The 23,107-nt window shown below is 67.9% G+C and carries 21 protein-coding genes; 13 read left to right on the top strand and 8 right to left on the bottom strand.

What is annotated here, in order from left to right; translation table 11 throughout:
* Positions 1-40 precede the first annotated feature (40 nt).
* A complete protein-coding gene (locus G333_RS0112715) occupies positions 41-655 on the bottom strand; it encodes an L-threonylcarbamoyladenylate synthase (protein ID WP_019628619.1) in 615 nt (204 codons plus the stop codon).
* A 412-nt stretch (positions 656-1,067) separates the two neighbouring features.
* Between G333_RS0112715 and G333_RS0112710 the strand changes: the two genes are divergently transcribed.
* Positions 1,068-1,364 carry a YciI family protein gene (locus G333_RS0112710; RefSeq protein ID WP_018144390.1) on the top strand — a complete coding sequence of 99 codons (297 nt, stop codon included), beginning with the start codon at positions 1,068-1,070 and terminating at the stop codon, positions 1,362-1,364.
* Complete coding sequence (locus tag G333_RS0112705) at positions 1,364-2,221, top strand: peptidylprolyl isomerase (RefSeq protein ID WP_018175989.1); 858 nt, start codon at positions 1,364-1,366, stop codon at positions 2,219-2,221. The genes G333_RS0112710 and G333_RS0112705 overlap by 1 nt, the downstream gene beginning before the upstream one ends.
* Before the next feature lie 41 nt (positions 2,222-2,262).
* Here the strand turns inward: G333_RS0112705 and G333_RS0112700 are convergent, their stop codons facing one another.
* On the bottom strand, positions 2,263-2,817 hold the full coding sequence (locus G333_RS0112700) for a copper chaperone PCu(A)C (RefSeq protein WP_019628618.1): 555 nt from the start codon (positions 2,815-2,817) through the stop codon (positions 2,263-2,265).
* A gap of 185 nt (positions 2,818-3,002) precedes the next feature.
* Between G333_RS0112700 and G333_RS0112695 the strand changes: the two genes are divergently transcribed.
* From G333_RS0112695 to G333_RS0112680, 4 genes are all read left to right on the top strand, one after another.
* Positions 3,003-4,259 carry an efflux RND transporter periplasmic adaptor subunit gene (locus tag G333_RS0112695; RefSeq protein ID WP_018175991.1) on the top strand — a complete coding sequence of 419 codons (1,257 nt, stop codon included), beginning with the start codon at positions 3,003-3,005 and terminating at the stop codon, positions 4,257-4,259.
* Positions 4,256-7,444, top strand: a complete 3,189-nt coding sequence (locus tag G333_RS0112690) for an efflux RND transporter permease subunit (protein ID WP_019628617.1) — start codon at positions 4,256-4,258, stop codon at positions 7,442-7,444. Before G333_RS0112695 ends, G333_RS0112690 begins: the two co-directional genes overlap by 4 nt.
* Before the next feature lie 442 nt (positions 7,445-7,886).
* Positions 7,887-8,072 (top strand): addiction module protein, encoded by a 186-nt coding sequence (locus G333_RS0112685; RefSeq protein WP_018175993.1) that lies wholly within the window; start codon positions 7,887-7,889, stop codon positions 8,070-8,072.
* Between the two features lie 9 nt (positions 8,073-8,081).
* Entirely contained in the window at positions 8,082-8,387 is a 306-nt protein-coding gene (locus tag G333_RS0112680; protein WP_018175994.1) for a type II toxin-antitoxin system RelE/ParE family toxin, read from the top strand.
* Between the two features lie 64 nt (positions 8,388-8,451).
* Here the strand turns inward: G333_RS0112680 and G333_RS0112675 are convergent, their stop codons facing one another.
* Both G333_RS0112675 and G333_RS0112670 read right to left on the bottom strand, forming a co-directional pair.
* Positions 8,452-9,783, bottom strand: a complete 1,332-nt coding sequence (locus tag G333_RS0112675; protein WP_019628616.1) for an MFS transporter — start codon at positions 9,781-9,783, stop codon at positions 8,452-8,454.
* 46 nt (positions 9,784-9,829) lie between these two features.
* Positions 9,830-10,444 (bottom strand): TIGR02281 family clan AA aspartic protease, encoded by a 615-nt coding sequence (locus tag G333_RS0112670; RefSeq protein ID WP_018175996.1) that lies wholly within the window; start codon positions 10,442-10,444, stop codon positions 9,830-9,832.
* 162 nt (positions 10,445-10,606) lie between these two features.
* Here G333_RS0112670 and G333_RS0112665 point away from each other — a divergent pair, with 162 nt between their 5' ends.
* From G333_RS0112665 to ispG, 3 genes are all read left to right on the top strand, one after another.
* Positions 10,607-11,461 carry a hypothetical protein gene (locus G333_RS0112665; protein ID WP_019628615.1) on the top strand — a complete coding sequence of 285 codons (855 nt, stop codon included), beginning with the start codon at positions 10,607-10,609 and terminating at the stop codon, positions 11,459-11,461.
* Positions 11,462-11,515: 54 nt separating this feature from the next.
* The gene (locus G333_RS0112660) at positions 11,516-12,652 is read left to right on the top strand and encodes a hypothetical protein (protein ID WP_019628614.1); all 1,137 of its coding nucleotides are present in this window, start codon (positions 11,516-11,518) and stop codon (positions 12,650-12,652) included.
* Positions 12,653-12,881: 229 nt separating this feature from the next.
* A complete protein-coding gene (gene ispG, locus G333_RS0112655; protein ID WP_019562876.1) occupies positions 12,882-14,108 on the top strand; it encodes a flavodoxin-dependent (E)-4-hydroxy-3-methylbut-2-enyl-diphosphate synthase in 1,227 nt (408 codons plus the stop codon).
* 556 nt (positions 14,109-14,664) lie between these two features.
* Here ispG and G333_RS0112650 read toward each other — a convergent pair.
* Positions 14,665-16,230, bottom strand: a complete 1,566-nt coding sequence (locus tag G333_RS0112650; RefSeq protein WP_019628613.1) for a PAS domain-containing methyl-accepting chemotaxis protein — start codon at positions 16,228-16,230, stop codon at positions 14,665-14,667.
* Positions 16,231-16,400: 170 nt separating this feature from the next.
* Positions 16,401-17,783: an HDOD domain-containing protein gene (locus G333_RS0112645; protein WP_019628612.1), complete on the bottom strand. Its 1,383-nt coding sequence runs from the start codon at positions 17,781-17,783 to the stop codon at positions 16,401-16,403.
* 113 nt (positions 17,784-17,896) lie between these two features.
* On the opposite strand from G333_RS0112645, the gene motA reads away from it, so the two are divergent.
* The 4 genes from motA (at position 17,897) to G333_RS15110 (ending at position 21,121) form a co-directional block, all read left to right on the top strand.
* Complete coding sequence (motA, locus tag G333_RS0112640; RefSeq protein WP_018176002.1) at positions 17,897-18,751, top strand: flagellar motor stator protein MotA; 855 nt, start codon at positions 17,897-17,899, stop codon at positions 18,749-18,751.
* 19 nt (positions 18,752-18,770) lie between these two features.
* A complete protein-coding gene (motB, locus tag G333_RS0112635; RefSeq protein ID WP_019628611.1) occupies positions 18,771-19,739 on the top strand; it encodes a flagellar motor protein MotB in 969 nt (322 codons plus the stop codon).
* Positions 19,723-20,817 carry a GTP-binding protein gene (locus tag G333_RS0112630; RefSeq protein WP_019628610.1) on the top strand — a complete coding sequence of 365 codons (1,095 nt, stop codon included), beginning with the start codon at positions 19,723-19,725 and terminating at the stop codon, positions 20,815-20,817. The genes motB and G333_RS0112630 overlap by 17 nt, the downstream gene beginning before the upstream one ends.
* Before the next feature lie 157 nt (positions 20,818-20,974).
* The gene (locus G333_RS15110) at positions 20,975-21,121 is read left to right on the top strand and encodes a hypothetical protein (protein ID WP_155985594.1); all 147 of its coding nucleotides are present in this window, start codon (positions 20,975-20,977) and stop codon (positions 21,119-21,121) included.
* A 126-nt stretch (positions 21,122-21,247) separates the two neighbouring features.
* On the opposite strand, the gene G333_RS0112620 is transcribed toward G333_RS15110, so the two are convergent.
* Together G333_RS0112620 and G333_RS0112615 are read right to left on the bottom strand one after the other, a co-directional pair.
* Positions 21,248-22,036, bottom strand: a complete 789-nt coding sequence (locus G333_RS0112620; protein WP_018144405.1) for a sulfite exporter TauE/SafE family protein — start codon at positions 22,034-22,036, stop codon at positions 21,248-21,250.
* 18 nt (positions 22,037-22,054) lie between these two features.
* Positions 22,055-23,035 carry a M14 family metallopeptidase gene (locus G333_RS0112615; protein WP_018144406.1) on the bottom strand — a complete coding sequence of 327 codons (981 nt, stop codon included), beginning with the start codon at positions 23,033-23,035 and terminating at the stop codon, positions 22,055-22,057.
* Positions 23,036-23,107 lie beyond the last annotated feature (72 nt).

The raw sequence follows: 23,107 nt of genomic DNA, 5'->3' as shown, positions 1-23,107 counted from the left end.
TGCGGCCGTGCCGCGCCGTGATCCCCGCCGTCGGCCGGGGCTATTCATCCAGAAATCCCACGTCGCCCAGGCCATGCCGCATCACCTCGGGCGCGTCGCCGGTTAGATCCACCACGCTGGTGGCCTCCAGGGTCCCGGCGCCGCCGTCAATCACCAGATCCACCACCTTGCCCAGGCGCTCCTCGATCTCCCAGGGCTCGCTCAACGGGTGTTCATCCCCGGGGAGTTGCAGGGTCGCGGACATCAGCGGCGACCCCAGCTCTTCCAGCAGCGCCGAGACAATCGGGCTCGCCGGCACGCGCATGCCGATCGTACGGCGCTTCGGGTGCTGCAGCCGCCGCGGGACCTCGCGGGTGGCGGGCAGAATGAACGTGTAGGCCCCCGGGGTCAGGGCCTTCATCAGGCGAAAGGCGGTGTTGTCCACCATCGCGTACACGCCCAGTTCCGAGAGATCGCGGCACAACAGCGTCAGGTGATGGGTCTCGTCCACCTGACGGATGCGGCGAATGCGATCCGCCCCGGTCTTGTCGCCCGGCAGGCAGGCCAGCGCATAGCAGGCATCCGTCGGCAGGGCGATGACGGCCCCCTCCTGCAGCTGGTCCAGGACCTGCCGTATCAGCCGGGGCTGGGGATTATCGGGGTGGATCGAGATCATGGGACAAGTCGGTGCGGTGATCGGCCGCGCAGTGTAGCGCATCCATCGGCGCGCCCATAAGAACGGGCCCTTAAGGAGACGCTGATTGAATCGCGCGCTCGCGCTCGAGTCGCTTTTGCGTGCGAACAAGGCGCGGTGACTGCCGTGCAGTCACTCTGCACAAAGGAACCGCAACGCTGTTCGCGCACAAAAGCGGCCGAGCCCCTACGTTCAATGGTTTGTGGGGTTGGTGCCCCCTGTTCCCCGATCCTGCGTTGCGCCGCTTGCGGGTAGAACCACTACCCGCTGCTCGACGCGCCTTGTCTCGGAAAACAGGGGGCACCAACGCGAGCGCGCGATTCAATCAGCGTCTCCTTAACGGCATCCGCCCGCCGACATCGTTAGACTGGTGCCCTTACCGAGGAGAATGCCGATGCTGTACATGATCCAGGGCGAGGATGCCCCCGATTCGCTGGATGCGCGCCTGGCCGCGCGCCCGGAACACGTCGCCCGGCTGCAGGCCCTGCGCGACGACGGCCGGCTGATCCTGGCCGGCCCCTGCCCCGCCATCGACAGCAACGACCCGGGCCCGGCCGGCTTCACCGGCAGCCTGATCGTCGCGGAGTTCCCCTCGCTGGAGGCCGCGCGCGAATGGGCCGACGCCGACCCCTACGTGGCGGCCGGCGTGTACACCACGGTCGACGTACGCCCGTTCAAGCAGGTGTTTTGATGAAGCGGCGCATCCTGACTATAGCCCTGAGCGCCCTGGCGCTCGCCGGGCTGCTCGCCGCCTGCGACACGCAGGACCAAGCCACGCCGGAGTTCACCGGTGACGACGTCACCACGGATACCGGGGACGCCGATACCGTCGCCATCGTCAACGGTGAAGCGATCACCCGCGCCGACCTGTTCGCCTACGCCGGCATGGACGAGGATCCCGGCCCGGCCGCGAGCGACGGCACGCTGGAGGAAGTCATCAGCCTTGAGCTACTGCGTCAGGAGGCGGTCGCCCGCGGGCTGGATACCGATGCCGAGACCCGGCGCATCCTGCGCATGGTCGAGACCAACCTGCTGGCTTCGCTGCTGATGGAGCGCATCACCGCAGAGCTCGACATCACCCAGGCGGACCTCGAAGCGGAGTACAACCGCCAGATCGAGCAAATCCGCGGTACCGAATATCGCGCGCGGCACATCCTGGTGGAAGACGTGGAACGCGCCCGCGAACTGCTCGAAGAGCTGGAGGCCGACGCGGACTTTGCCGAACTGGCCGAGGCCCATTCCACCGATCCGGGCTCGGCGGCCCGTGGTGGCGAACTTGGCTGGTTCGCCCCGGAACAAATGGTCCCCGCATTCAGCGAGGCGGCCATGGCGCTGGAACCGGGCGAGACCACCGCGGAACCGGTCGAGAGCCGCTTCGGCTGGCACATCATCCGCCTGGAGGAAACCCGCGATACCCCGGTCCCGGAACTGGAAGACGTGCGCGCGGAGCTGATCGAGATCCTCGAAAGCCGTGCCATCCAGGAGTATCTGGAGGCGCTGCGCGAGGATGCCGACGTCGAGATCCCGACCCGGCCCGCCAACCAGTAAGGCCGGAACGCTGTGTACCCAACGGGTACGCCGCGTCCGTTTCAGTGCCCGTCGTGCCCGGCCCCGTGGCCCATGTCGCGAGCGTCTCCGTCCATATTGTGCCCGCGGGGGTGCCCCTCACCGGCACCCTCGCTCCGCTGCACCCGGGCATGAATCGCCATGGTTTCGCCGTCGGCAAACTCCAGGAGAACCGGGATCCAGTCCCCCGCCGTCAGCGGCTCGTGCAGGCCGATGAACATCAGATGCAGTCCGCCCGGCTCCAGCACCAGGGTCTCCCCAGCCGGGAGTTCCAGGCCGTCGACCTGGCGCATGCGCATCACGCCATCCACATGGGCATGCTCGTGTAGCTCCACCACCTTCGCGATGGGCGCCTCCGCCGCAACGATCCGATAATCCTGATCGCCGCTATTGCGGAGCACGAAGTACCCCCCCGTCATGTCGCCCGGCATCAGACGAATCCACGGCGTCCCCTCCATCTCCAGGCCATCGCGGCACTCGCAGATCTGCGGCGCCTCGGCCAGGACCGGAGCCACAACGCCGCCCGCCAGCAAACCCGCCGCCAAAAGGCCGCCAAGAAACCGCTTGGATCCCTTCATCGCCTTTATCCTCATTTAAGCAAACCGTAATATTGGCACAATAGGGACCGACCGCAACCGCGGGGGTTCCCCCACAAACCGCGATGGTATGATGTGGCCCGCTGCGGGAACCTCCGGCCCGCGCGCTTCTCCAAGCGACGAGCCACACCCGGCTTGCCAGTACCGCGAACACAACCGAGATACCCATGCCGCGCGCCCTCCGCCGAGCCATCCTCCCTGTCCTGATCCTCGCCGTCGCGGTGGTGGGATTCATGATTCTGCGCGCGACCGGGCCCTCGGCCCCGCCGCCGGAGGCCAGCGAACGCACCTGGCCGGTGCAGGGTCTGACCGCCGAGCCCGGCACCCACCGCCCGGGCATCATGCTGAACGGACGCAGCCAGTCCGCCCGCGATGCGCTGCTGCGTGCCGCGGTCGAGGGCGAGATCGAAGACGTGCCGGCGCGCGCAGGACAGCGGGTGGCGTCGGGCGATGCCCTCGTCCGCATCGACCCGCGCGAGGCCCAGCTCCTGCTGGACCAGCGCGAGGCCGAACGCCAGGAACTGGAAGGCGCGGTCGAGAGCGAGGAACTGCGCGCGCGCTTCGACCGCGAGGCCCTGCGCCGCGAACGCGAACTGCTGGCGATCGCCGAGCGCGGCCTGGAACGGGCCCGCGACCTGCGCGGACGCAATCTCGGTTCCGAATCCGACGTCGATGCCGCGCGCGAACGCCTGCAACAGGCCAGCATCACCGTGGACAGCCGCGAGCAGGCCGTGGCCGATGCCCCGATGCGCCGGGCCCAGGCCGAGGCCCGCCTGGCGCGCGCCCGCGCCGCCGAGGCGCAGGCCGCGATCGACCTGGAACGCACCACCATCCGCGCCCCCTTCGACGCCCGCATCGTGGACGTCGAGGTTGCCACTGGCGAACGCGCCCGGCCGGGGGACCCGCTGTTGAGGCTGTACGCCGTGGACGATCTGGAGATTCGTGCCAGCCTCCCTGAGCACCTGGTCGCCCGGGTCGAGGCCCTGCTGCAGGAGGGCACATCCCTCCCCGCGCACGCGACGGTCGGCGGCCACGAGATCGAGACCGAGCTCGCGCGCCTGGAGGGCGAGACCCGCAGCGGCGACTCCGGGATGCGCGGGGTGTTCGAGGTTCGCTCGGGCGGCCAGCGCCTACCGCTGAATCGATTCGTCGAGCTGCGCCTGCAGCTGCCCGAGGAGCCCGACAGCCTGGCCGTTCCGTTCGAGTCCCTGTTCGGGCGCGACCGCGTGTTCCGCGTGGTCGACGGCCGCCTGGAGTCGCTGCAGGTGGACCGTCTGGGTGACTTCATCGACGCGGACGGCAACACCCTCGCCCTGATCCGCAGCGACGCGATCGCCGCTGGCGACACCCTAATCGCCACCCGCCTGCCGAATGCCGTGGATGGCCTGCGGGTCGAGGTTGAAGAACAGGATTCCGGCCGATGAGCGAATCGGAGACCGGCAGCGCGCCGGAATCCGGGCAGCCCATGCCTGGTGGCGGCGCGCAGGAACACGACGGGCCTCCACGCGGCCCGATCCAGCTGTTTCTGGAGCATCGCCTCGCCGCCAACCTGCTGATTGCACTGATGCTGCTGGCCGGGGCCTTTGCCCTGACCAAGCTGAATACCCAGTTCTTCCCCAACTTCGAACTCGACTTCGTGACCGTCGAAGTGCCCTGGACGGGGGCCAGCGCGGAGGATGTCGAACGCGCCATCGTCGACCCGCTGGAGCAGGACCTGCGCACCGTTGACGGCCTGCGCAACATGACCTCCACCTCGGCACTGGGCATCGGCGTGGTCACCATGGAGTTCGAGGCCGGGACCGACATGACCCTGGCGCTGGAGCAGGTCAACGACCGTGTGAACCAGCAGCGCAACCTGCCAGAGGCCGCCGAGACCCCGGTGGTCACCCGCATCATCCGCTACGAGCCGGTGGCGCGGTTGCTGCTGACCGGCCCCGAGGACCCGCAGCAACTGCGCATCCTCGCGCGTCAGTTCGAACGCGAACTGCTGGATGCCGGCATCGCGCGCATCGAGTTCACCGGCCTGACCGAGGACGAGATGGCCATCCAGGTGCCATCCGCAACGCTCTACCGCCTGGACATGACGCTCGCGGATATCGGCGAGCAGATCCGCGCCATGGCGCAGGACCTGCCGGCCGGCTCGGTGGGTCGCGACGACACCGCACGCCAGATCCGCAGCCTGGAGCAAGCGCGCGACATCGTCAGCTTCGAGCGCCTGGTACTGCGCGGCGATGGCGAGCTGGGGCGCCTGACCCTGGGCGATATCGCGACCCTGGACCTGCGCCATCGCGACGGGCAGGTACGCGTCCGCGCCAACGGCCAGCGGGCGATCGAGATGCAATTGCTGCGCTCGGAGACCGGCGACTCCCTCGCCGCCGCGCAGGTGCTGGAGGACTGGCTGGCCGAAACCCGCCCCGCCCTGCCGCCCGGGGTTGATCTACAGGTCACCGATGCCTTCTGGGAGCTCCTGTCCGAGCGCATCACGCTGCTGCTGAAAAACGGTCTGGGCGGCCTGTTGCTCGTCCTGGCAATCCTGTTCCTGTTCCTCAACCGCCACATCGCCCTGCGCGTGGCACTGGGCATCCCGATCGCGTTCACCGCCGCCTTCGTGGTGCTGTGGGTGGTCGGCGGCTCGATCAACATGATCTCGCTGTTCGGCTTCATCATGTCGCTGGGGATCATCGTCGACAACGCCATCGTGGTCTCGGAGCACGCCTACAGCCTGCACCAGCGCGGAATGTCGGCCAGCCGTGCCGCGCGCGACGGGGCCCGGCGCATGGTCGGCCCGGTGATCGCCGCCTCGCTGACCACGGTCGCCGCCTTCCTGCCGCTGATGCTGATCGGGGGGATCATCGGCAACATCCTGTTCGACATCCCGCTGGTGGTGATCTGCGTCATTGTCGCCACCTTGCTGATCGCCTTCCTGATCCTGCCTGCACACCTCAAGGGCGTGATGCACCGGCTCAAGCCGCCGCGCCCGGGCAGCCTGCGCGAGCGGTTCGACAACGGCTTCGAGGGCTTCCGCAACGGCGCCTTCCGCCGCGCGGTCACGGTCTCGGTCAATCATTCCGGCACCACTCTTGCCTTGGCCGTCGGCGCTCTGATCCTGGCCATCGGCCTGGCCGCCAGCGGGCGCATCGGCTTCACCTTCTTCCCGTCGCCGGAGGGCACCATCGTCAACGCTGGCGTCAACTTCGTCGCCGGCACCCCGCCGGAGCGGGTGGAGGCCTTCCTGATCCACGTCGAGGAGGCCCTGGCGGAGACCGAACAGGAGCTCGGCGGCGACCTGGTGCGCGCCTCGGTGACTCGGCTTGGGCGCGGGATCGACCCCGGCGACGGCAACGCCCCACGCGGCGACCAGTTCGGCAACATCCAGGTCGAACTGGCATCGCCGGAACAGCGCGAGGTGCGCAACCGCCAATTCATCCAGGCCTGGGAGGAGCGCGTGCGCCAGGCCCCGGGCATCGAGAATTTCAGCATCGACGAGCGCCAGACCGGCCCGCCAGGACGCGATCTGGAGGTCCGCCTGACCGGCGACGACCCGCATGTGCTGAAAAATGCGGCACTGGAACTGGCGGATATCTTCGACGACTTCGCCGGCACCTTCGCCACCAACGACGACACCCCGTTCGGCCGCGAACAGCTGGTGTTCCAGGTCAAGCCGGAGGGCCGCGCCCTGGGCCTGACCACCGAATCGGTCGGTGCCCAGCTGCGCGACGCCTTCGACGGCCACCTCGCCCAGCTCTACCAGGACGGACTGGAGGAGGTCGAGGTGCGCGTGCGCCTGCCGGATCACGAACGCCATTCCAGCGAGAGCCTGGAGCGGCTGAACCTGCGCCTGCCGAGCGGCGAATTCGCCCCGCTGGGCAGCGTGGTCGATCTGCGCTCGCGCCAGGGCTTCGAGACCCTGCGCCATGCCGATACCCGCCTGGCCATCCAGGTCTCCACCGAGGTCGACCGCAGCGTGAACAACGCCGCGCGCATCCGTGCTGCGCTGGAGGACGGCCCGCTGGACGACCTCGCGGCACGCTACGGCATCGAGTATTCCTTCGAGGGGCGTGCAGCCGACCAGGCCGAGACGTTCGCCGACATGCGCACGGGCCTGATCCTGGCGCTGGGGCTGATGTACATCACCCTGGCCTGGGTGTTCGGCTCCTGGGGCTGGCCACTGATCGTGATGGCGATCATCCCGTTCGGCATCCTCGGCGCCCTGCTCGGACACTGGATCCTGAACGTGGAGCTGACCATCCTGTCGCTGTTCGGCCTGTTCGGCCTGACCGGGATCGTGGTCAACAACTCGATCATCCTGGTGAGCTTCTACCAGGGCCTGCGCGAGGCCGGGCTGGCCCTGCAGGAGGCGATCGTCGAGGCCGCCTGCCAGCGCCTGCGCGCGGTGATCCTGACCTCGGTCACCACCATCGCCGGCCTCACCCCGCTGCTGTTCGAACGCTCGGTCCAGGCCCAGTTCCTGATCCCGATGGCGATCTCCATCGTCTTCGGCCTGGCCATCGCCACCGTCCTGGTGCTGTTCGTGATCCCCGCCCTGCTGCGCCTCTACGAAGGCCGCTTCGACCGCGGCGCCACCACCACCCACCACGCCACCGAATAGCCCTCCGCGCCCACCCGTGGCTTTGTACTCCCGCCACGAAGCGCACGAAGAAGGGCCAGGTCAAGGTCAAGGGCGGGTTGCACCACAGAGGGCACGGAAGGCACGGAGAAATCCGATGGCGGGCCAGGGGGGCCGAAAAGCTGGGGCGAGAAGAACGGTGAGTGGTCCAGTCAGACCAGTGGCGGGCATTGATGCGCTTCCTTTGGCTCCACGGCATCGGCATCCTGCCCGGTTCGAAACTGTCTTCGCTTTTCTCTGTGTATGCCGTGTCCTCTGTGTATGCCGTGTCCTCTGTGGTGCAATCGCCCTTCGCGTGCCCTTCGTGCGCTTCGTGGTTGATCAAACGAGACCGGCCCGACGGCGTGTACTCAGCCGACGGGCTATACTGGATTCGTATGTTTGAAGGGAGTTACACGTGACTGCATCCCTCGCTCTCGACCAAATGACCACGACCGAAAAGCTCCGCGCCATGGAGGAGCTTTGGGAAGACTTGGCGCGTAATCCGGCGGATGTCCCGGTCCCCAATTGGCATCGCGACGTGCTGGAACAGCGCCAGGCGACCGCCGCCAGCGGTGAGGCCCGATTTCGCCCCTGGGACGACGCCAAGCGACGCCTGCGCAACGGGTAACGGCCTGCCTTGCGCTTGATCGAACTCCTCGACGCGGCGGAAGAGGACCTGGCCCGAGGTGCTGCGTTCTACACCTCCCGGTCACCGGGGCTGGGCGAGTATTTCCTCGATGCCCTCTTTTCCGACATCGACTCCCTGCTCCTGTACGCCGGCGTGCACGAGCAGCATCATGGTTTCCATCGTCTGCTTTCCCGCCGCTTCCCCTTCGCGATCTACTATCGGGTCGATGACGAAATCATCCGCGTCTACGCCATCCTCGATTGCCGCCAGGCCCCGGGTCATCTCGCCACACGCCTGAGCGATCCAGACGAGTAGCTCGAATTTCCACCACGAAGCGCACGAAGATACGAAGAAGGGCCTTCGTGTGTTTCGTGGCGAATCAAACCGCCGCGGCCTGGCGGCGGTCGACGAGGCGGATGGGAATGGATGCCAGCAGCCCGGCGAGGAACAGGAACAGGCAGAACAGGATGGCGTTCTCGAGGCCCAGCCAGACCTGGAGCAGCCCGATGCCGAGCAGGCCGAAGATCGCCGCGGCCTTGGACGCCAGCCCCCAGAACCCAAACCAGCGCCCGGCCTCGCGCGCCGGGACCATCAGCGCCACCAGCGCACGCCCGGCGGACTGCGCCGAGCCGAGGCAAAGCCCGGCCAGGATGCCGACGCCGAGGAACACCATCTGCGCCTCCACCGGCCGTCCCAGCAGCACGCTCAGCCACTGGGCGATGGTCGGCGTGGCAAAGATCGCCAGCACCGCCAATGCCCAAAGCACCAGCGTGATGCGATAGATGCGCACCGGCCCCGCACGATCCTGCAGGAACCCGAAGCCCACGGCACCGATCACCGCGGTGATCTGGGTCACCACGAACATCATCACGCGCGTCGGCTCGTCCCACTGGATCACCTGCGCGCCATAGATGAAGGTGAAGGCGATGATGATGTAGATCCCGGCCATCACGAAAAAGATGGACACGAACAGCGCGCGCAGGTCGCGGCGCTCGCCCAGCGTGACCAGCGAGGCCTTCACCCGCTTCCAGCCCAGCCCCAGCTGGACGTTGCGCGCCATGCGCCGACGGGTACCGCGCTCCTTCAGGAACAGGAAGGTCGGCAGCGCCGAGACCAGGAAGAACGCGGCCGCGAACGGCCCGACCCAGCGAATGCGCTCGAAGTTCTCCGCGCTCACCTCGCCCAGAAGCCCCAGGGCAAAGGCCGTCGCCACCAGCCCGCCGATATACCCGAGCCCCCAGCCCAGCCCCGAGATCCAGCCGAGCTTCTCCGGTGGCCCCAGGTCAGGCAGGAAGCTGGCGATAAAGGACTCGCCGATGGCATAGCCGAAGTTCGAGGCGATGATCAGCGCCATGCCGAAGAACACCAGCCCCGGCTCGACGAAGTACAGCAACGCGGTGGTGATGATCGTCAGCACCCACGAGGCGGCGAGGAAACGCTTGCGCGAGGCGGTGGCATCCATGATCGCCCCGGCAAACGGGGCGGCCACGATCACCATCGCGTAGCTGACCGCCAGGGCCACGCTCCACAACAGGTTACCGAGGCGATAATCCGGGGCATCGCCGACAATCACCCGCGTAAACAGGTCGCCGAAGATCACCGTGATGATCAACAAGGTGTAGGCCTGATTGGCGAAGTCGAACATCGCCCAGCCGAAGATCTCGCGCCGGGGGGCGGGCGCGTTCTCGGGGTGGCGCCGAATCAGCGGCATGCAGGAATCTCGGGGGTCATGACGGGCTACATGCTAACCCACCTCCTCAGCGCTCGCGGATCACGACGGCATCGCCGTCCGTTTCGACCGCGAAGTGCTCGAGGAAACTGCGGCCCAGACGCGAGCGCGGCAGTGCATCGTCGGGCAACACGATCGCACTGACCCCCGAACGGCGTAGCGCGCCCACCTGCAACTGCTCGATCCGGACGCGCTGCCCATGCTGCGTGCCCCGGACGTCGCGGATGCGCACCGAGCGCCCCTGATCGGCGTCAATCCCGGCCTGCTCGGCATCGGTCTCACGCAGCAACACCGAGTCAGCCTGCGCATCGACGACGACGGTAACGGCCGTACCGTTCACCCCGGCGGTCAGCGCATGCTCGCCGCGCGAATCCCGATGCACCCGCACCTCGACACCTCCCTCCGCCGGCCCGACCGGCCGCGCCGGGGCCGCCCGTTGCTGCACCCGCAGCTCATGCTGTCGGCCGCCGTACTCCACCAGGGCCGCGCCCGGGCGCGTGCGCAGGACCCGCACCCCGCCCGGGCCGGACTCGCCGGTGGAGACCACGGCGCGCTCGTCCCCCACGGACAGCACCGCGCGATCCCCGAACACCGCATGCAAGCGCAGTTCCTCCGCGGCCACAGAGGCCGGCCACCACAGCATTAGCCACACCGCCAGACCGAACACGGCCGGCGAACAGTATCGAGCGAGACGAGTCCAAGTCATGCCGCTGTTATAGCCCCTCCGGCTGAACGAAACCGGAACGCCAGGCGACAACCCCCGCGCCTGCTACCATCAGGGCGTGCATATCCTCCTGGAGTCCCCGTGTCCCGTTCATCCTCGTCCACCGCGTCCAGCCCACCCCCGACCCGGCATATCGCCCTGCGCCATGCCTTTACCGTGACATTGCTGGTAATCGGGCTGTGGCTGATGCACATGAACCTGCGGGTCCTGCCCGAGGCCGGGGTGATGGCGCTGTGGATCGGCGTCACCCTGCTGATCGCCCATGGCGGCTTCCGGCGCCACCGGGTACGGCGCGCGGCCTTCCTGCGCGGCTACCTGGAGCCGACCAGCCAATGGCCTCGCCGCCTGCGGGGCGGGCCGCTGATGGCCCTGCGTCACCTGATCATCGGCGCGCTGCTGGGCGGTCTGCTGCTGATCACCCTCGCGCGCATCCCGACACAGGAGGTCTGGGCCGCCCTGCTGGTCGCCGGCTTCGTGCTGGTGATCAGCGAGGCCCTGTTCGCCCGACTGTTGCGCGGCCATGCCCATCCGCAGTTCGCACCGGAACTGGTCCGCCGCGGGGCCCTGAGGCTCACGGGCCTGCTGCTGATCGTCACCTTGCTGGCGCTGGCCCTGCAGGCCCGGTACCCCGACCTGACCGGCGCCACGCTGGAACAGGCGGTCTGGTTCCTGGTCCATCAGGAGGCCGCGCGCAGCCATCTGCTGGAGGCCGGGTTGCAACTCGCGGCCGCCCAGGATGCCCTGCGCCTGTGGCTGGGCCAGCAGTGGTTCCCGCAGGGTGTGGAATCCCTGCCGGCCCTGCTCGGCTGGCTGCTGGTGCTCGCGGAACAGGCCTTCCTGGCGCTCGGCTTCCTGCTGCTGGCCAACGGCCTGCTGCCGCTGCGCCCGACGAACGACACCCTGGGCGACCCGCGCAACGCCCCCGTCATCGAGTAGCCCGGACCCCGCCATGCCGTCGTGCATCCCGCAAGCCCCAACCGGCACCCGGCCATGGCGATGACGGCGGGGTGGCATACGGCCTGGACCTGGCTGGTCCTGACCCTACTGGCCAGCACCAGCCTTTTGTGGCTAGCCAGCCAGCACGAACCCCGTAACTGGGAAGAGACCGCTCCGCTGACCCTGCAACTCGGCGAGCAGCGCTACCAGGTCGAGCAAGAACGCCTCACCCGCCTCGAACGCTTCACGCTCGAATGGCTGGAGGCCGGCGACGCCGAGGCCCGGGAGCACTGGCAAGGCCGCGTGGATGCCGAACTCGATGCCCGCTTCGCGGAACTGCACGACCGCGTCCCCGAGGTCGCGGACTGGTACTACTCGCTGGGCGCCGAATACATGCGCCTGTGGCTGCGCGGGACCCAGTGGCTGGGTGACGCCGAACCGAATGCCCCCGCGCGGATGCTGCGCGAACGCCTGCTGCCCGAGGCGCTGTGGGAGCGCGCCCTGCAGGACCTGGCCACCCGCGTCGAATGGGGTCTGGACGAGCAACAACGCCAGGTCCGCGACGCCTGGCGTCTGGAGCTGGCCGACCGCCTCGCGGACGCGCGCATCCCGAGCCCACCGCCGCGCGCCGGCGGGGGCTCAGCGGCCGAGATCGAACGCGGCCACGCCCTGCACGCGGCGCTGGATATCGACCTGGAGCGCTTCGACCAGCGCACCGGCCTGGCGGCCACGGCCGCCGCCGGCACCGGGCTCGCGACCCCGTTGATCGCGCGCGCCGTGCAGGCCCGGCTGGCCGCCCGCGCCACGCAGGCGGGGCTGGCGCGCAGCCTCGGTCGCGCCGGCCGCGCGGGCGCCCTTGGTGCCGGGGTCTGCGCCTGGAGCGGTCCGTTCTCGCTGGGCTGTGGCATCACGGCCGCCGGGGCCACGATCATCGGCGTGGACTGGCTGCTTCTGCGGCTCGACGAGACCCGCCACCGCGAAGACCTGGAGCAGGCCCTGCACGAGGCCCTGGACGCCCTGCACGCCGAGACCCGCCTGGCCTGGCAGCAGGCCATCGCCGAGCGCGTCGAGGCCCGGCACGCGGCCAGTCGCGCCGCGGTCGAGAACACCTTCCAGCCCTGGCGCCGACCAGGACCAACGTCGGGGGCTGCGTCCGGAGATGGCCACGGCCCCTCGGGGGCCTCGCCATGACGGGAAAACGAGCACCGTCATCGCGAGGAGCGCAGCGACGTGGCGATCTCCGGGGGTGACCCCGGCGTCGGGCCGAGGCGAAGCGTCGGGGCTGCGTCAGGAGATGGCCACGGTCCCTGCGGGGCCTCGCCATGACAGGGACATTACGACTTGGGGCCTGCAGTTTCTCGGCAGTCGAGCAGCGCTGCGTTACACTCCGCACACCGTTACCTCGCGCCCGCGCCTACTGATGAATACGATTCCCAAGCGCCACAAGACCGTCCCCGTCCGCGTCGGCAACGTCACCGTCGGCGGCGACCACCCGGTGATGGTGCAATCGATGACCAATACCGACACCGCGGACGCCCTGCGCACCGCCGTGCAGGTGGCGGAACTCGCGCGCGCCGGCTCCGAGGTCGTGCGCATCACGGTGAACTCCGAGGCCGCGGCGAAGGCCGTACCGGAGATCCGCGAACGCCTGGACGCGATGGGACTGGACGTGCCGCTGGTCGGGGACTTCCACTTCAACGGCCACAAGCTGCTGACTCAATACCCGGAGTGCGCGCAGGCGCTGGCCAAGCTGCGCATCAACCCGGGCAACGTCGGGCGCGGCTCGAAGCGCGACAGCCAGTACGCGGCCATGATCGAGACCGCCTGCGAGTACGACAAGCCGGTGCGCATCGGCGTGAACTGGGGCAGCCTCGACCAGGCCCTGCTCGCGCGGATGATGGACGCGAACAACGAGCGCGCCGACCCCCTGTCACCGGAAGCGGTGATGCAGGAGGCCCTGATCACCTCGGCGCTGGAGAGCGCGGCCGAGGCCGAACGTATCGGCCTGCCGCATGACCGCATCATCCTGTCGGCCAAGGTCAGCGGCGTGCAACCGCTGATCTCGGTCTATCAGGACCTGGCCGCACGCTGCGACTACCCGCTGCATCTGGGGCTTACCGAGGCCGGCATGGGGGCCAAGGGCATCGTCGCCTCCACGGCCGCGCTATCGGTGCTCCTGCAACAGGGCATCGGCGACACCATCCGTATCTCGCTGACACCGGAGCCCGGCGGCGACCGCACCCGCGAGGTCCTGGTTGCCCAGGAGATCCTGCAGAGTATGGGGCTGCGTAGCTTCCTGCCGTCGGTGGTTGCCTGCCCCGGCTGCGGACGCACGTCCAGCGAATACTTCCAGCACCTGGCGCAGGACATCCAGACCTACATCCGCCACCAGATGCCCACCTGGAAGGAACGCTATCCGGGCGTGGAGGAGATGACCGTCGCGGTGATGGGCTGCGTGGTCAACGGCCCCGGCGAGAGCAAGCACGCCAACATCGGCATCTCCCTGCCCGGCACCGGCGAACAACCGGTCGCCCCGGTCTACGAGGACGGCGAGAAGACCGTTACCCTCAAGGGCGACCACATCGCCGAAGAATTCCAGGCCCGCGTCGAGGCCTACATCGAACGCCGCTACCGCCAGACCGCGTAACGCTCACGTGCAACACGAAGCGCACGAAGGCTCGAAGAAGAGCCAGGTCAAAAGCGCATCACAGGACGGTTGGAAGATGGGAAGGGTTATTGGAGTGTGGGGCACTGGCTAGCACGGCCCCCCTGCAACGCCCTTTACGGTTTATCCCAATCCCTCTTTCTTCCGATCTTCGCGTTTTCCTGTCGATCACCCCTAACCTTCTTCGGGCCCTCCATGGGCTCTGCGGTGAAAAACCCAACAACGGCTCGCCACCCTCCCTCGTCATCCCGGCCGTAGCGAAGCGCAGAGCCGGGATCTCCAACGTTGGGGGCCATCCCGGGAGATCCCGGATCACCGCTGCGCGGTGTCCGGGATGACGTGGCAAGCCTTTTGCGCTACGGCCGGGATGACGAGAGTAAGAGCCCATAATTTGGTGCCAGAATTGGGCGCTGCAACCGCCCGCCAGAAGATTTTGCGCACCGGTGGCATCGCCCGAACAGCAGGTCATGACGCCGCGCGACCGTTCCCACCGGCGCCCCGTACCGGCCAACGCCATACCCCGTAATCGGCGCCGAGCTTATTTCTGTTCGAAGCGGTGGATCAGCGCCTTCAGTTCGGCGGCCTCGGCCTGCATCCGCGCACTGGCGTCGCGGGCATGGGCGGAGACGGAACCGGTCTCGGTGGCCACGTCACGAATGGACGTCACGTTGCGGTTGATCTCCTCGGAGACCGCGCTTTGCTCTTCGACCGCGGTGGCGATCTGGGTGTTCATCTCGGTGATCTGGCCAACGGCCTCGCGGATGCTGGTCAGTGAATCGCCCGCCGCCTGGGCCTTCTCCACCCCGTCGGCGGCCCGCTCCTGACTGGCACGCATCGCGGACATGGCCTCGCGCGCCCCGGACTGCAGGCTCTCGATCATATTGCGAATGGTCACCGTGGATTCATCGGTGCGCTGCGACAGGCTGCGCACCTCGTCGGCCACCACGGCGAACCCGCGGCCGTGTTCCCCGGCGCGGGCGGCCTCGATCGCGGCATTCAGCGCCAGCAGGTTGGTCTGCTCGGCGATCTCGCGAATGACACTCAGAATCTTGTCGATCTCCACGGTGCTCGCCTCCAGCTTGCCGAGCTTCTCGGCCGTGGACTCGACCTCCGCTGCCATGCGGTTGATCACGGAAACCGTGTCGTTCACGACATCCTGACCGGCCCCGGTTTCCTTCTCGGCGTTGTTGGCGGCCTCGGCGGCGCGCGCGGAGTTGCTCGCCATCTCCTGGATGGTCGAGGTCATCTCGTTCATCGCCGTGGCGACCTGGTCGATCTCGTTTTGCTGGCGCTCCACGCCCGCGGCCGTCTGGTCGACGCTGCTGGCCATCGAGTGGGCACCGTCACTCACCGCCTCGGCCTTGTCCTCGATGCGTCCCAGCACGGTGCGCAGCCTGGCCTCGCCGAAGCGCTGCCCCAGCTCCAGCGAGGCGCTGTCATCGCGCCGCCCGGTGTAGATCGCCTCCATGACCGGGTTGTCGAACTGGGCCTGGGCGCGCTTGACCGCCTGGCGCACCCCGGAGGTAAACACCAGCGACGCCACGCCGCCGACAGCGAAGATCAGCACCAGCAGCGCCGCCTGCACCACAGGCGAAGACGCCGAGAACACGACGGCGAGCGCCAGCAGGACGCCCACGATCCAGGTGCCCGCCAGGCGACAGGTCAGGCCGTGATACCAGCGCCGTGCGAAGCTCCGCCCCCGGTTGATCGCGGCATACACCTTCTCGGCGCGTGCCACATGTTCGCGCTCCGGGATCGCCCGCACCGACTCGTAGCCGGTCTTGCGGCCGTGCTCGTAGGCGGGGGTGACAAACGCGTCCACCCAGTAATGATCGCCGTTCTTGCGCCGATTCTTGACGATGCCCATCCAGGCCCCATCGGCCTTCAGGGTCGCCCACATGTTCGCGAAGGCGGCCTCCGGCATGTCCGGGTGGCGCACGATGTTATGCGCAGACCCAGACAGTTCCTCCCAGTCGAAGCCGCTGACGTCGATAAAATCGCGATTGGCGTCACCTATGCGGCCCTTCTCGTCGGTAGACGAGATCAGATCCCCATGCCGATCCAGCGAATACTCCGCCTGGGTGACGGGAAGATTCTTGCGCATGCCGTACTTCCTTATTCTTGTGTGCCGAACAGGACGTGTCCGGCAATCAAAATTCGCGCGGGCCGTTCGCTGCGACCCACGCCCTCGAGGATGATCCCCGGCGAATATATTCGCTCTTACGGATGTATCGACCCGGATGCCCCGAACTTGAATCGCAGCCCGGCGGCGGCCTACCGGGGCTCGACGGGCCGCGCTGCCGCGGCCAGCACACGCCGAAAGCCCTCGAAGGCAAACGGGGTCAGGTCCAGGTCACGCGAACGCCGGTCGGCGTAGACCAGGCCCAGCACGCGCTCGCCATCGCACAGGCGCGCAACGAGGCAGTCGACCCCGCCGGTCAGCTTGCGCACCGCCGAGGGCATCTGCTCATGGATGCGCTTGCGGTCCCACCACTGCGGCGTGTCCATATCCAGGACCTGCGCCAACGGTCCGAGCGCCGCACGGTTGATCACAAAGTGACTGAACTCCGGTTCGTGCAGCGTGCCGACCAGGTGCTCGGCGCGCAGCGTCTCGCCATCCCGGGACAGACGGGCAAAAACCACCCGGTTCAGGCCCACTCCGAACTGCATCACCCGCAGCATCCGCCGCACGCGCAGCTCGCGGTTTTCCTCTTTCTCGAGCGCGCCAATTCCCTCTTCCAGCAGGTCGGCCCGCGGCATCAGGGCCAGGCGCGGCCGATGGGGCTCGCGCAGCCAGACCCGCCCGGGTATCTGCGGATCCAGCGGTTCACGATGGTAGACCGCGACGTCCGCGTTGAAACGCTCGATCACCGCACTGATCCGGTCCGCGGCCTCCTTGTCGGTCAAACCCATCAACCCGGCCAGCAGCGCGAGGTCGCGGTCACCGCGCGCGGTATCCATGCCGCGAAAGACCTGCCAGGCCACGGCACTCGCAACCATCACCTCAAAGGCCCGGTGATGTGCCGCATTTACGGCCCGCAGCGTCCCCTGCACCAGTTCCGGCAGCTCCATTTGTTCCGCCATCGCACGCGAGAGATCGTCCGTTGCGTACCCCAGTGCGGTGTAACTGGCCTCGTCCGGAAGCGCATTCAGCTCGAGGATCTCCATCAACCGGGCCAGGCGCGGCTCGCCCTCCACCAGCAGGGCGAGCAGGCCGAGCTGATTCAGCAGGGCGGCCAGGGCCAGTTCGCCCGGCTCGGTATCGTGGCGCTCGCCTGCGATTTCGGTCGCAATCATTGCCGCCAGCCGCGATTGCGCCGCCATCTCGCGATAAGCCTGCGGCTGGGTAACGACATCCTCGACGCGCGGCGCCGCACCCGCCTCCTGATGGACGTTCTGCAACCCCAGCATGGCGATGGCGTCCCCCACCGCGTGCACTTCCTGGCGCAGGCCGCGGCGCGAACGGTTTGCACGCAGGACCAGACGCAGGCTCAGACCGGGGTCGCGTTCGGCGTAACGCGCCAGTTCGCGCAGCGAGCGCTCAACCAGGGCGTCGGGGTCGGCAAACACCGCATCGCTCGCCTCGAGGATCGGCCATTCCACGGCCGCCAGGCGGGCGGCTTCGTCCATGTAGGGCGCGTCCTTGTCCAGGGACATGCTGTACCTCGCGCAGGGGAGTCGTTATGGTTATGCCCGTCACTATAGCAACTGCGGCACTGTGAACCGGTCCGCAGAACCCCTATTCGAGCCCACATCACGGGATCCCATCAGTGAAGCTCATTCTCGGTTTCATCATCGTGCTCGGCGGCGTGTTCGGCGGCTTCGTGCTGCACGGCGGCAACATGCTGGTGATCTGGCAGCCATACGAATACATGATCATCGGCGGCGCGGCCCTAGGGGCCTTCCTGATCGCCAACCCCTTCCGGGTCGTGATCACGGTCCTCAAGTCCCTTCCCCAGCTGCTGAAAGGCGGCGCCAAGTACTCGCGCGAAGACTACCTCGACCTGCTCGCGCTGATGTACAAGTTGTTCACCAAGGCCCGCAAGGAAGGCCTGATGGGCATCGAAGGCGACGTCGAGGAGCCCGAGGAAAGCGCCCTGTTCCAGGCGCATCCCCGGGTACTCAAGGACCATCACGCGGTCGAGTTCATCACCGACTACATGCGCCTGATCATCTCCGGCTCGATGAACCCGCACGAGCTGGACGCCCTGATGGACGTGGACCTGGAGACCCATCACGAGGAATCCGAGCGCCCCAGCCACGCAGTCAACCGCGTGGCGGATGCCCTGCCCGGCTTCGGCATCGTGGCGGCGGTGCTGGGGATCGTGAACACCATGGGTGCGCTCGGCGGCTCAATCGAACAAATAGGCATGAACGTAGCGGCGGCCCTGGTCGGGTCCTTCCTCGGCATCCTGCTGGCCTACGGCTTCGTCGGTCCGACCGCGGCCGCACTGGAGGCCCGATCCCAGGAAGAGGCGAAGTTTCTGCAGTGCATCAAGGCCTGCATCCTCGCCAATGTTCAGGGGTACAGCCCGCAAGTGGCGGTTGAATTCGGCCGCAAGACCATGGAAAGCGAGCTGCGGCCCGGCTTCTCCGAACTCGAGGAGCACGTGAAGGCGGCCTGAGGCCGTCCGGAACGCATCCATGGGCGTCGAGGACAAGACCCAGCCGATCATCGTCAAGAAGAAGGTGGTCAAGGCCGCTCACCACGGCGGTTCGTGGAAGGTGGCCTTTGCCGATTTCGCCACCGCGATGATGGCCTTCTTCCTGCTCCTGTGGCTGCTCGCCGCGATGGAGGCCGAAGATCTTGCCGGTTTATCCGAATACTTTCAGAACCCGTCAGCCTTCGAAGGCCGTGCACCCGTCCCCGGACAGGCGCCCGGGGACGGCACAGGAGTGGACCCGTCGATTATCGATTTCGAGGGCCTGCCAGAACTGATGGAAGACCCGGAATCCGTCGCTCCCCCCAGTGGCATCGACGATGAAACCCTGGACGACCTGGCCGAGGCGCGCGACCGTGAGGCCCTCGAGACACTGCAAAGGGCCCTGGAGGAAGCGGTCGAACAAAGCCAGGCGCTGGAGCCCTTCAAGGACCAGTTGCTGCTGGACATCACCCCCGACGGTCTGCGTATCCAGATCATCGATCGCGAGAACCGGCCGATGTTCGACAGTGCCAGCGCGCGGCCGCTGGAGCACGCCGACGCGATCCTGCGCGAACTGGCCAGCCTGATCAACAAGGTCCCCAACCGCGTCTCGATCACCGGACACACTGACGCGCGCCCGCTGCTGCGCCCGGACTACACCAACTGGGAACTCTCGGCTGATCGCGCCAACGCGGCCCGCCGGGCGCTGGTCGCCGGCGGTACCTATCCCGACCAGATCGCACGGGTCGTCGGGCTGGCCGCCAGCGTACCGTTCAACCGCGAAAATCCGGAGGACGCGATCAACCGTCGCATCTCGATCATCGTCCTTAACAAGGAGGCTGAGGAAGCGATGCGCGAAAGCCTCGAAAGCGAGGGCGTCCCGGCCGACAGCCTGGGGCCGGCAGACGACGACACCGACACGCCCGCCACACAACCGAACGAGCCCAACGGAAATGACCCAGCACCGTGACATCCCGCTGAACCTGATCACCGGTTTTCTTGGCGTCGGCAAGACCACCGCCATCCGTCACCTGCTCGCGCAGCGCCCGGAAGGCGAGCACTGGGCTGTGCTGGTCAACGAGTTCGGCGAGATCGGCGTGGATGGCGGGCTGCTGGCGGATACCGGCGTGGCCCTGGAGGAGATCCCCGGCGGCTGCCTGTGCTGCGTCTCGGCGCAGATGTTTACCGTCGGCCTGAACCGGCTGATCCGCAGCCAGAAACCCGACCGCATCCTGATCGAGCCGACCGGTCTCGGGCACCCGGCCCAGATCATCCGCACCCTGACCGAACCGCCCTATGCCGGCGTCCTCGATCTGCGCGCCACCGTGACCCTGATGGACGCACGCCACCTGGCCTCGCCCCGCCATCGCGAGCACCCGACCTGGCAGGACCAGATCGCCCTGGCCGATGTACTCCTGGCCAACAAGGCCGACCTCTACAGCGAGGATGACCGCGAGACGCTGCATGCATACGTCGCCGCGATGCCCTCGCCGCGCCCCCTGGTGGTCGAGACGACTCAGGCCCGCATCGAGCGCGAATGGCTGGACCGGCCCCGGCTGGAACGCGGCGGTGCCCTGTTCCCCGAGGCCCGCGCCTTCCTCGACGCCGCGACCGAATCCACGGACCATGACCATGACCATGACCATGACCATGACCATGACCATGACCATGACCATGACCATGACCATGACCATGACCACGACCATGACCATGCCGCTCCCGCGGCAGATGAATGGGTCACCATTGACACCCGTGGCGATGGCTACATCGGTCGCAGCTGGCTGATGCCCGAGGGGCAGATCGTCGACCACGCAACGCTCGCAGGCCTGGTCGACGGCTTTACCGGCGACCGGCTGAAAGGGCTGGTGGAGACCGACCAGGGCTGGCAACGCATCAACCGGGTCGCCGGTCACGGCGGGCTGGAGGCCATGGACCCGCCAGACCCCTTACTGCGCCCCCGCATCGAGGCCATCCTGCCGGAATCCGATACCACCGCCCTGGACGCCCTCGCCAAGGCATTCGAAGCCGCACACACCCCGAACACCTAACCCACCACCCGGTGCCAATCGACGCCTCGCAGGATGCGTTGAGCCCCGCGAAACGCATCAGAACGCACGCTACAGCAAAAGACGCCACCCCGAACGATGCGTTTCGCTTCGCTCAACACATCCTACAAGACCGACCAGGGCTGACGCCGCATCAACCGTGGGTGGCCACGACGGGCTCGAGCCGATGGACGCCCCGGACACGCCACGGCGCCCCCGCATCGAGGCCATCCTGCCGGAATCCGATACCGCCGCCCTGGACGCCTTCGCCCGGACACTCGACGCCGCACGCACCCCGAACCCCTGACCGGGCCCTCAACGCCAATGGCAGACGCTTCGCAGGCTGCGTTGAGCCCCGCGAAACGCATCAGGACGCACGGGTACACGGAAAGACGTCACGCCGACCGATGCGTTTCGCTTCGCTCGACGCAGCCTAGATGTCAGGCGACGCGAGCCAGGCGGGGTCGAGGAAAAACAAGAGGGTAATCACCGCCCCGATCAGGGTGACGGCATGCCGATAGCGGGCCTCCGGCACGCGGCGCACCAGGGCGATACCGAGCCGCGCGCCCAGGATCGCACCGGCCCCGACAGCCAGCAGCCCGGTCGCGACCACCTGCCCGCCCGCGATGTAGACCCCCACCGCCATCAGGGTCAGCACCGAGGAGAGCAGGTTCTTCACCGCATTCGCCCGCGCGAGATCCGTGATCCCCTGGCCACGCAGGATGGCCAGCAGCAGGATGCCGACCCCACCGTTGAAATAGCCGCCGTAGGCACAGCCCAGCCCGGCCCCCAATACCCGCAGCGGCCCCGAATGCGTCCGCGCGGCCTGATGCTGTAGCCAAGGGCCGAGGGCAAACAGCACCGTGGCCAGCAGCAACAGCCAGGGGATCAGCGCGCGGAACCGGGCATCCCCGGTCAGCAGCAGCACGGAGGCCCCCAGGGCCCCGCCCAGCACCCCCGCCAGCAGCAGGCCCCAGGCCAGCCCTCGGCCCAGCTCCTGCCACGCCCCGCGTAACTGCCGCCGATCCGCCAGCACGCTGGCCAGATAACCGGGCAGCAGGGCCGCGGTCCCCGTGGCATTCGCGGCCACCGGCGGCACGCCAACGCTCATCAGCGCCGGCAGGGTCAGGAAACTGCCGCCACCGGCCACCGCATTCAGCAGGCCGGCGAAGAACCCGGCGGCGAGGAGCAGCAACGCAACGCCGGAGGGCGCAAAGTCCATGCCGCGCGGTATCCCGGCTCAGACGACCTTGCGGTCACTGAACTCGGCGCGATAGAACCACTCGTTGCCCGGCAAGGAATTGGGGTTGGGAAACACGATGAAGCCCGGCTCCGGGGCACGCACCTCGGTGCCGTCGGCACGCGTACCGATCAGCTCGCCGGCCGCCAGCGGATCGAAGCTCTTCCACTCCCGCGCAAAGCGGTCATCCGGGTGGTCGCGGTCGATCACCTCGACCAGACGCAGCACCTCCGGACTGGCCTGGCCCGCGGTGGCCGGGGCCTCCAGCATGTCCAGATGCGCGAGGGTGTTGCGGATCGCGTTGTACGCCACCTCCGGCGCCTGCGGGTCGTCATGCTGGCCGCATTCCAGGGTCACGCCGTAGCCGCCCTGCGAGCGCATGTACTCGGTGGTGCCGATGCCGTAGCTGGGGTCGGTACTGAGCATCTGCGCGCGCTGGCTGGCGTTCGGGTTCTTCATCCGGCGCGCGACCCCGCGGGCGTAGGTATCTAGCCAGCCCTCGACCATGCGCTGCGGCCCCAGGCAGGCCGCCAGCGCCTGTTCCTCGGCCGCGTGCGTGAAGCCTTCCAGCTCGCCGTCATTATCGCGCGGGCCGAGCATGATGAACGGCTGCCCACCGGTGTGGAACGAGTGCAGATCCAGCAGCACATCATGCGCCGCCAGCAGCGGGCACAGCACGTTGGCGATGCGGTCCTCGAAGTCCTGTGGGTCGTCGGTCACGCGCAGATTGCGGTTCAGGTTGCGCTCGCCCATGCGGCTTTCCAGCTGATAGGCCAGCGGGTTGGTGCGCGGCACCAGCGTCAGTTGTCCGCGCAGCAAACGCCGCTGCCCCGACTCCAGCTCCGCGTGCAGGCGTTCGGTGGCCTGGGTGCCACAGGTCTCGTTGCCGTGCACCGCCCCCAGCACGATCAGACGCGGCCCCGGCTCCAGGCCGTGAAAGGTGATCGAACGCAAGGCAGTGGGACGGGACGGATCGGACATCGGGGCAGCTCCGGGCAAGAGACGGGCCTAAAGGCTACCGGAGCGGCCCAGGGGATGCCATGCGGGCATGCC

Origin of the sequence: Thioalkalivibrio sp. AKL10 (assembly GCF_000381845.1) — a bacterium.
In the GTDB taxonomy this organism is placed as follows: Bacteria; Pseudomonadota; Gammaproteobacteria; order Ectothiorhodospirales; family Ectothiorhodospiraceae; genus Thioalkalivibrio; species Thioalkalivibrio versutus.
This window is presented reverse-complemented; position numbering and strand designations above follow the sequence as displayed.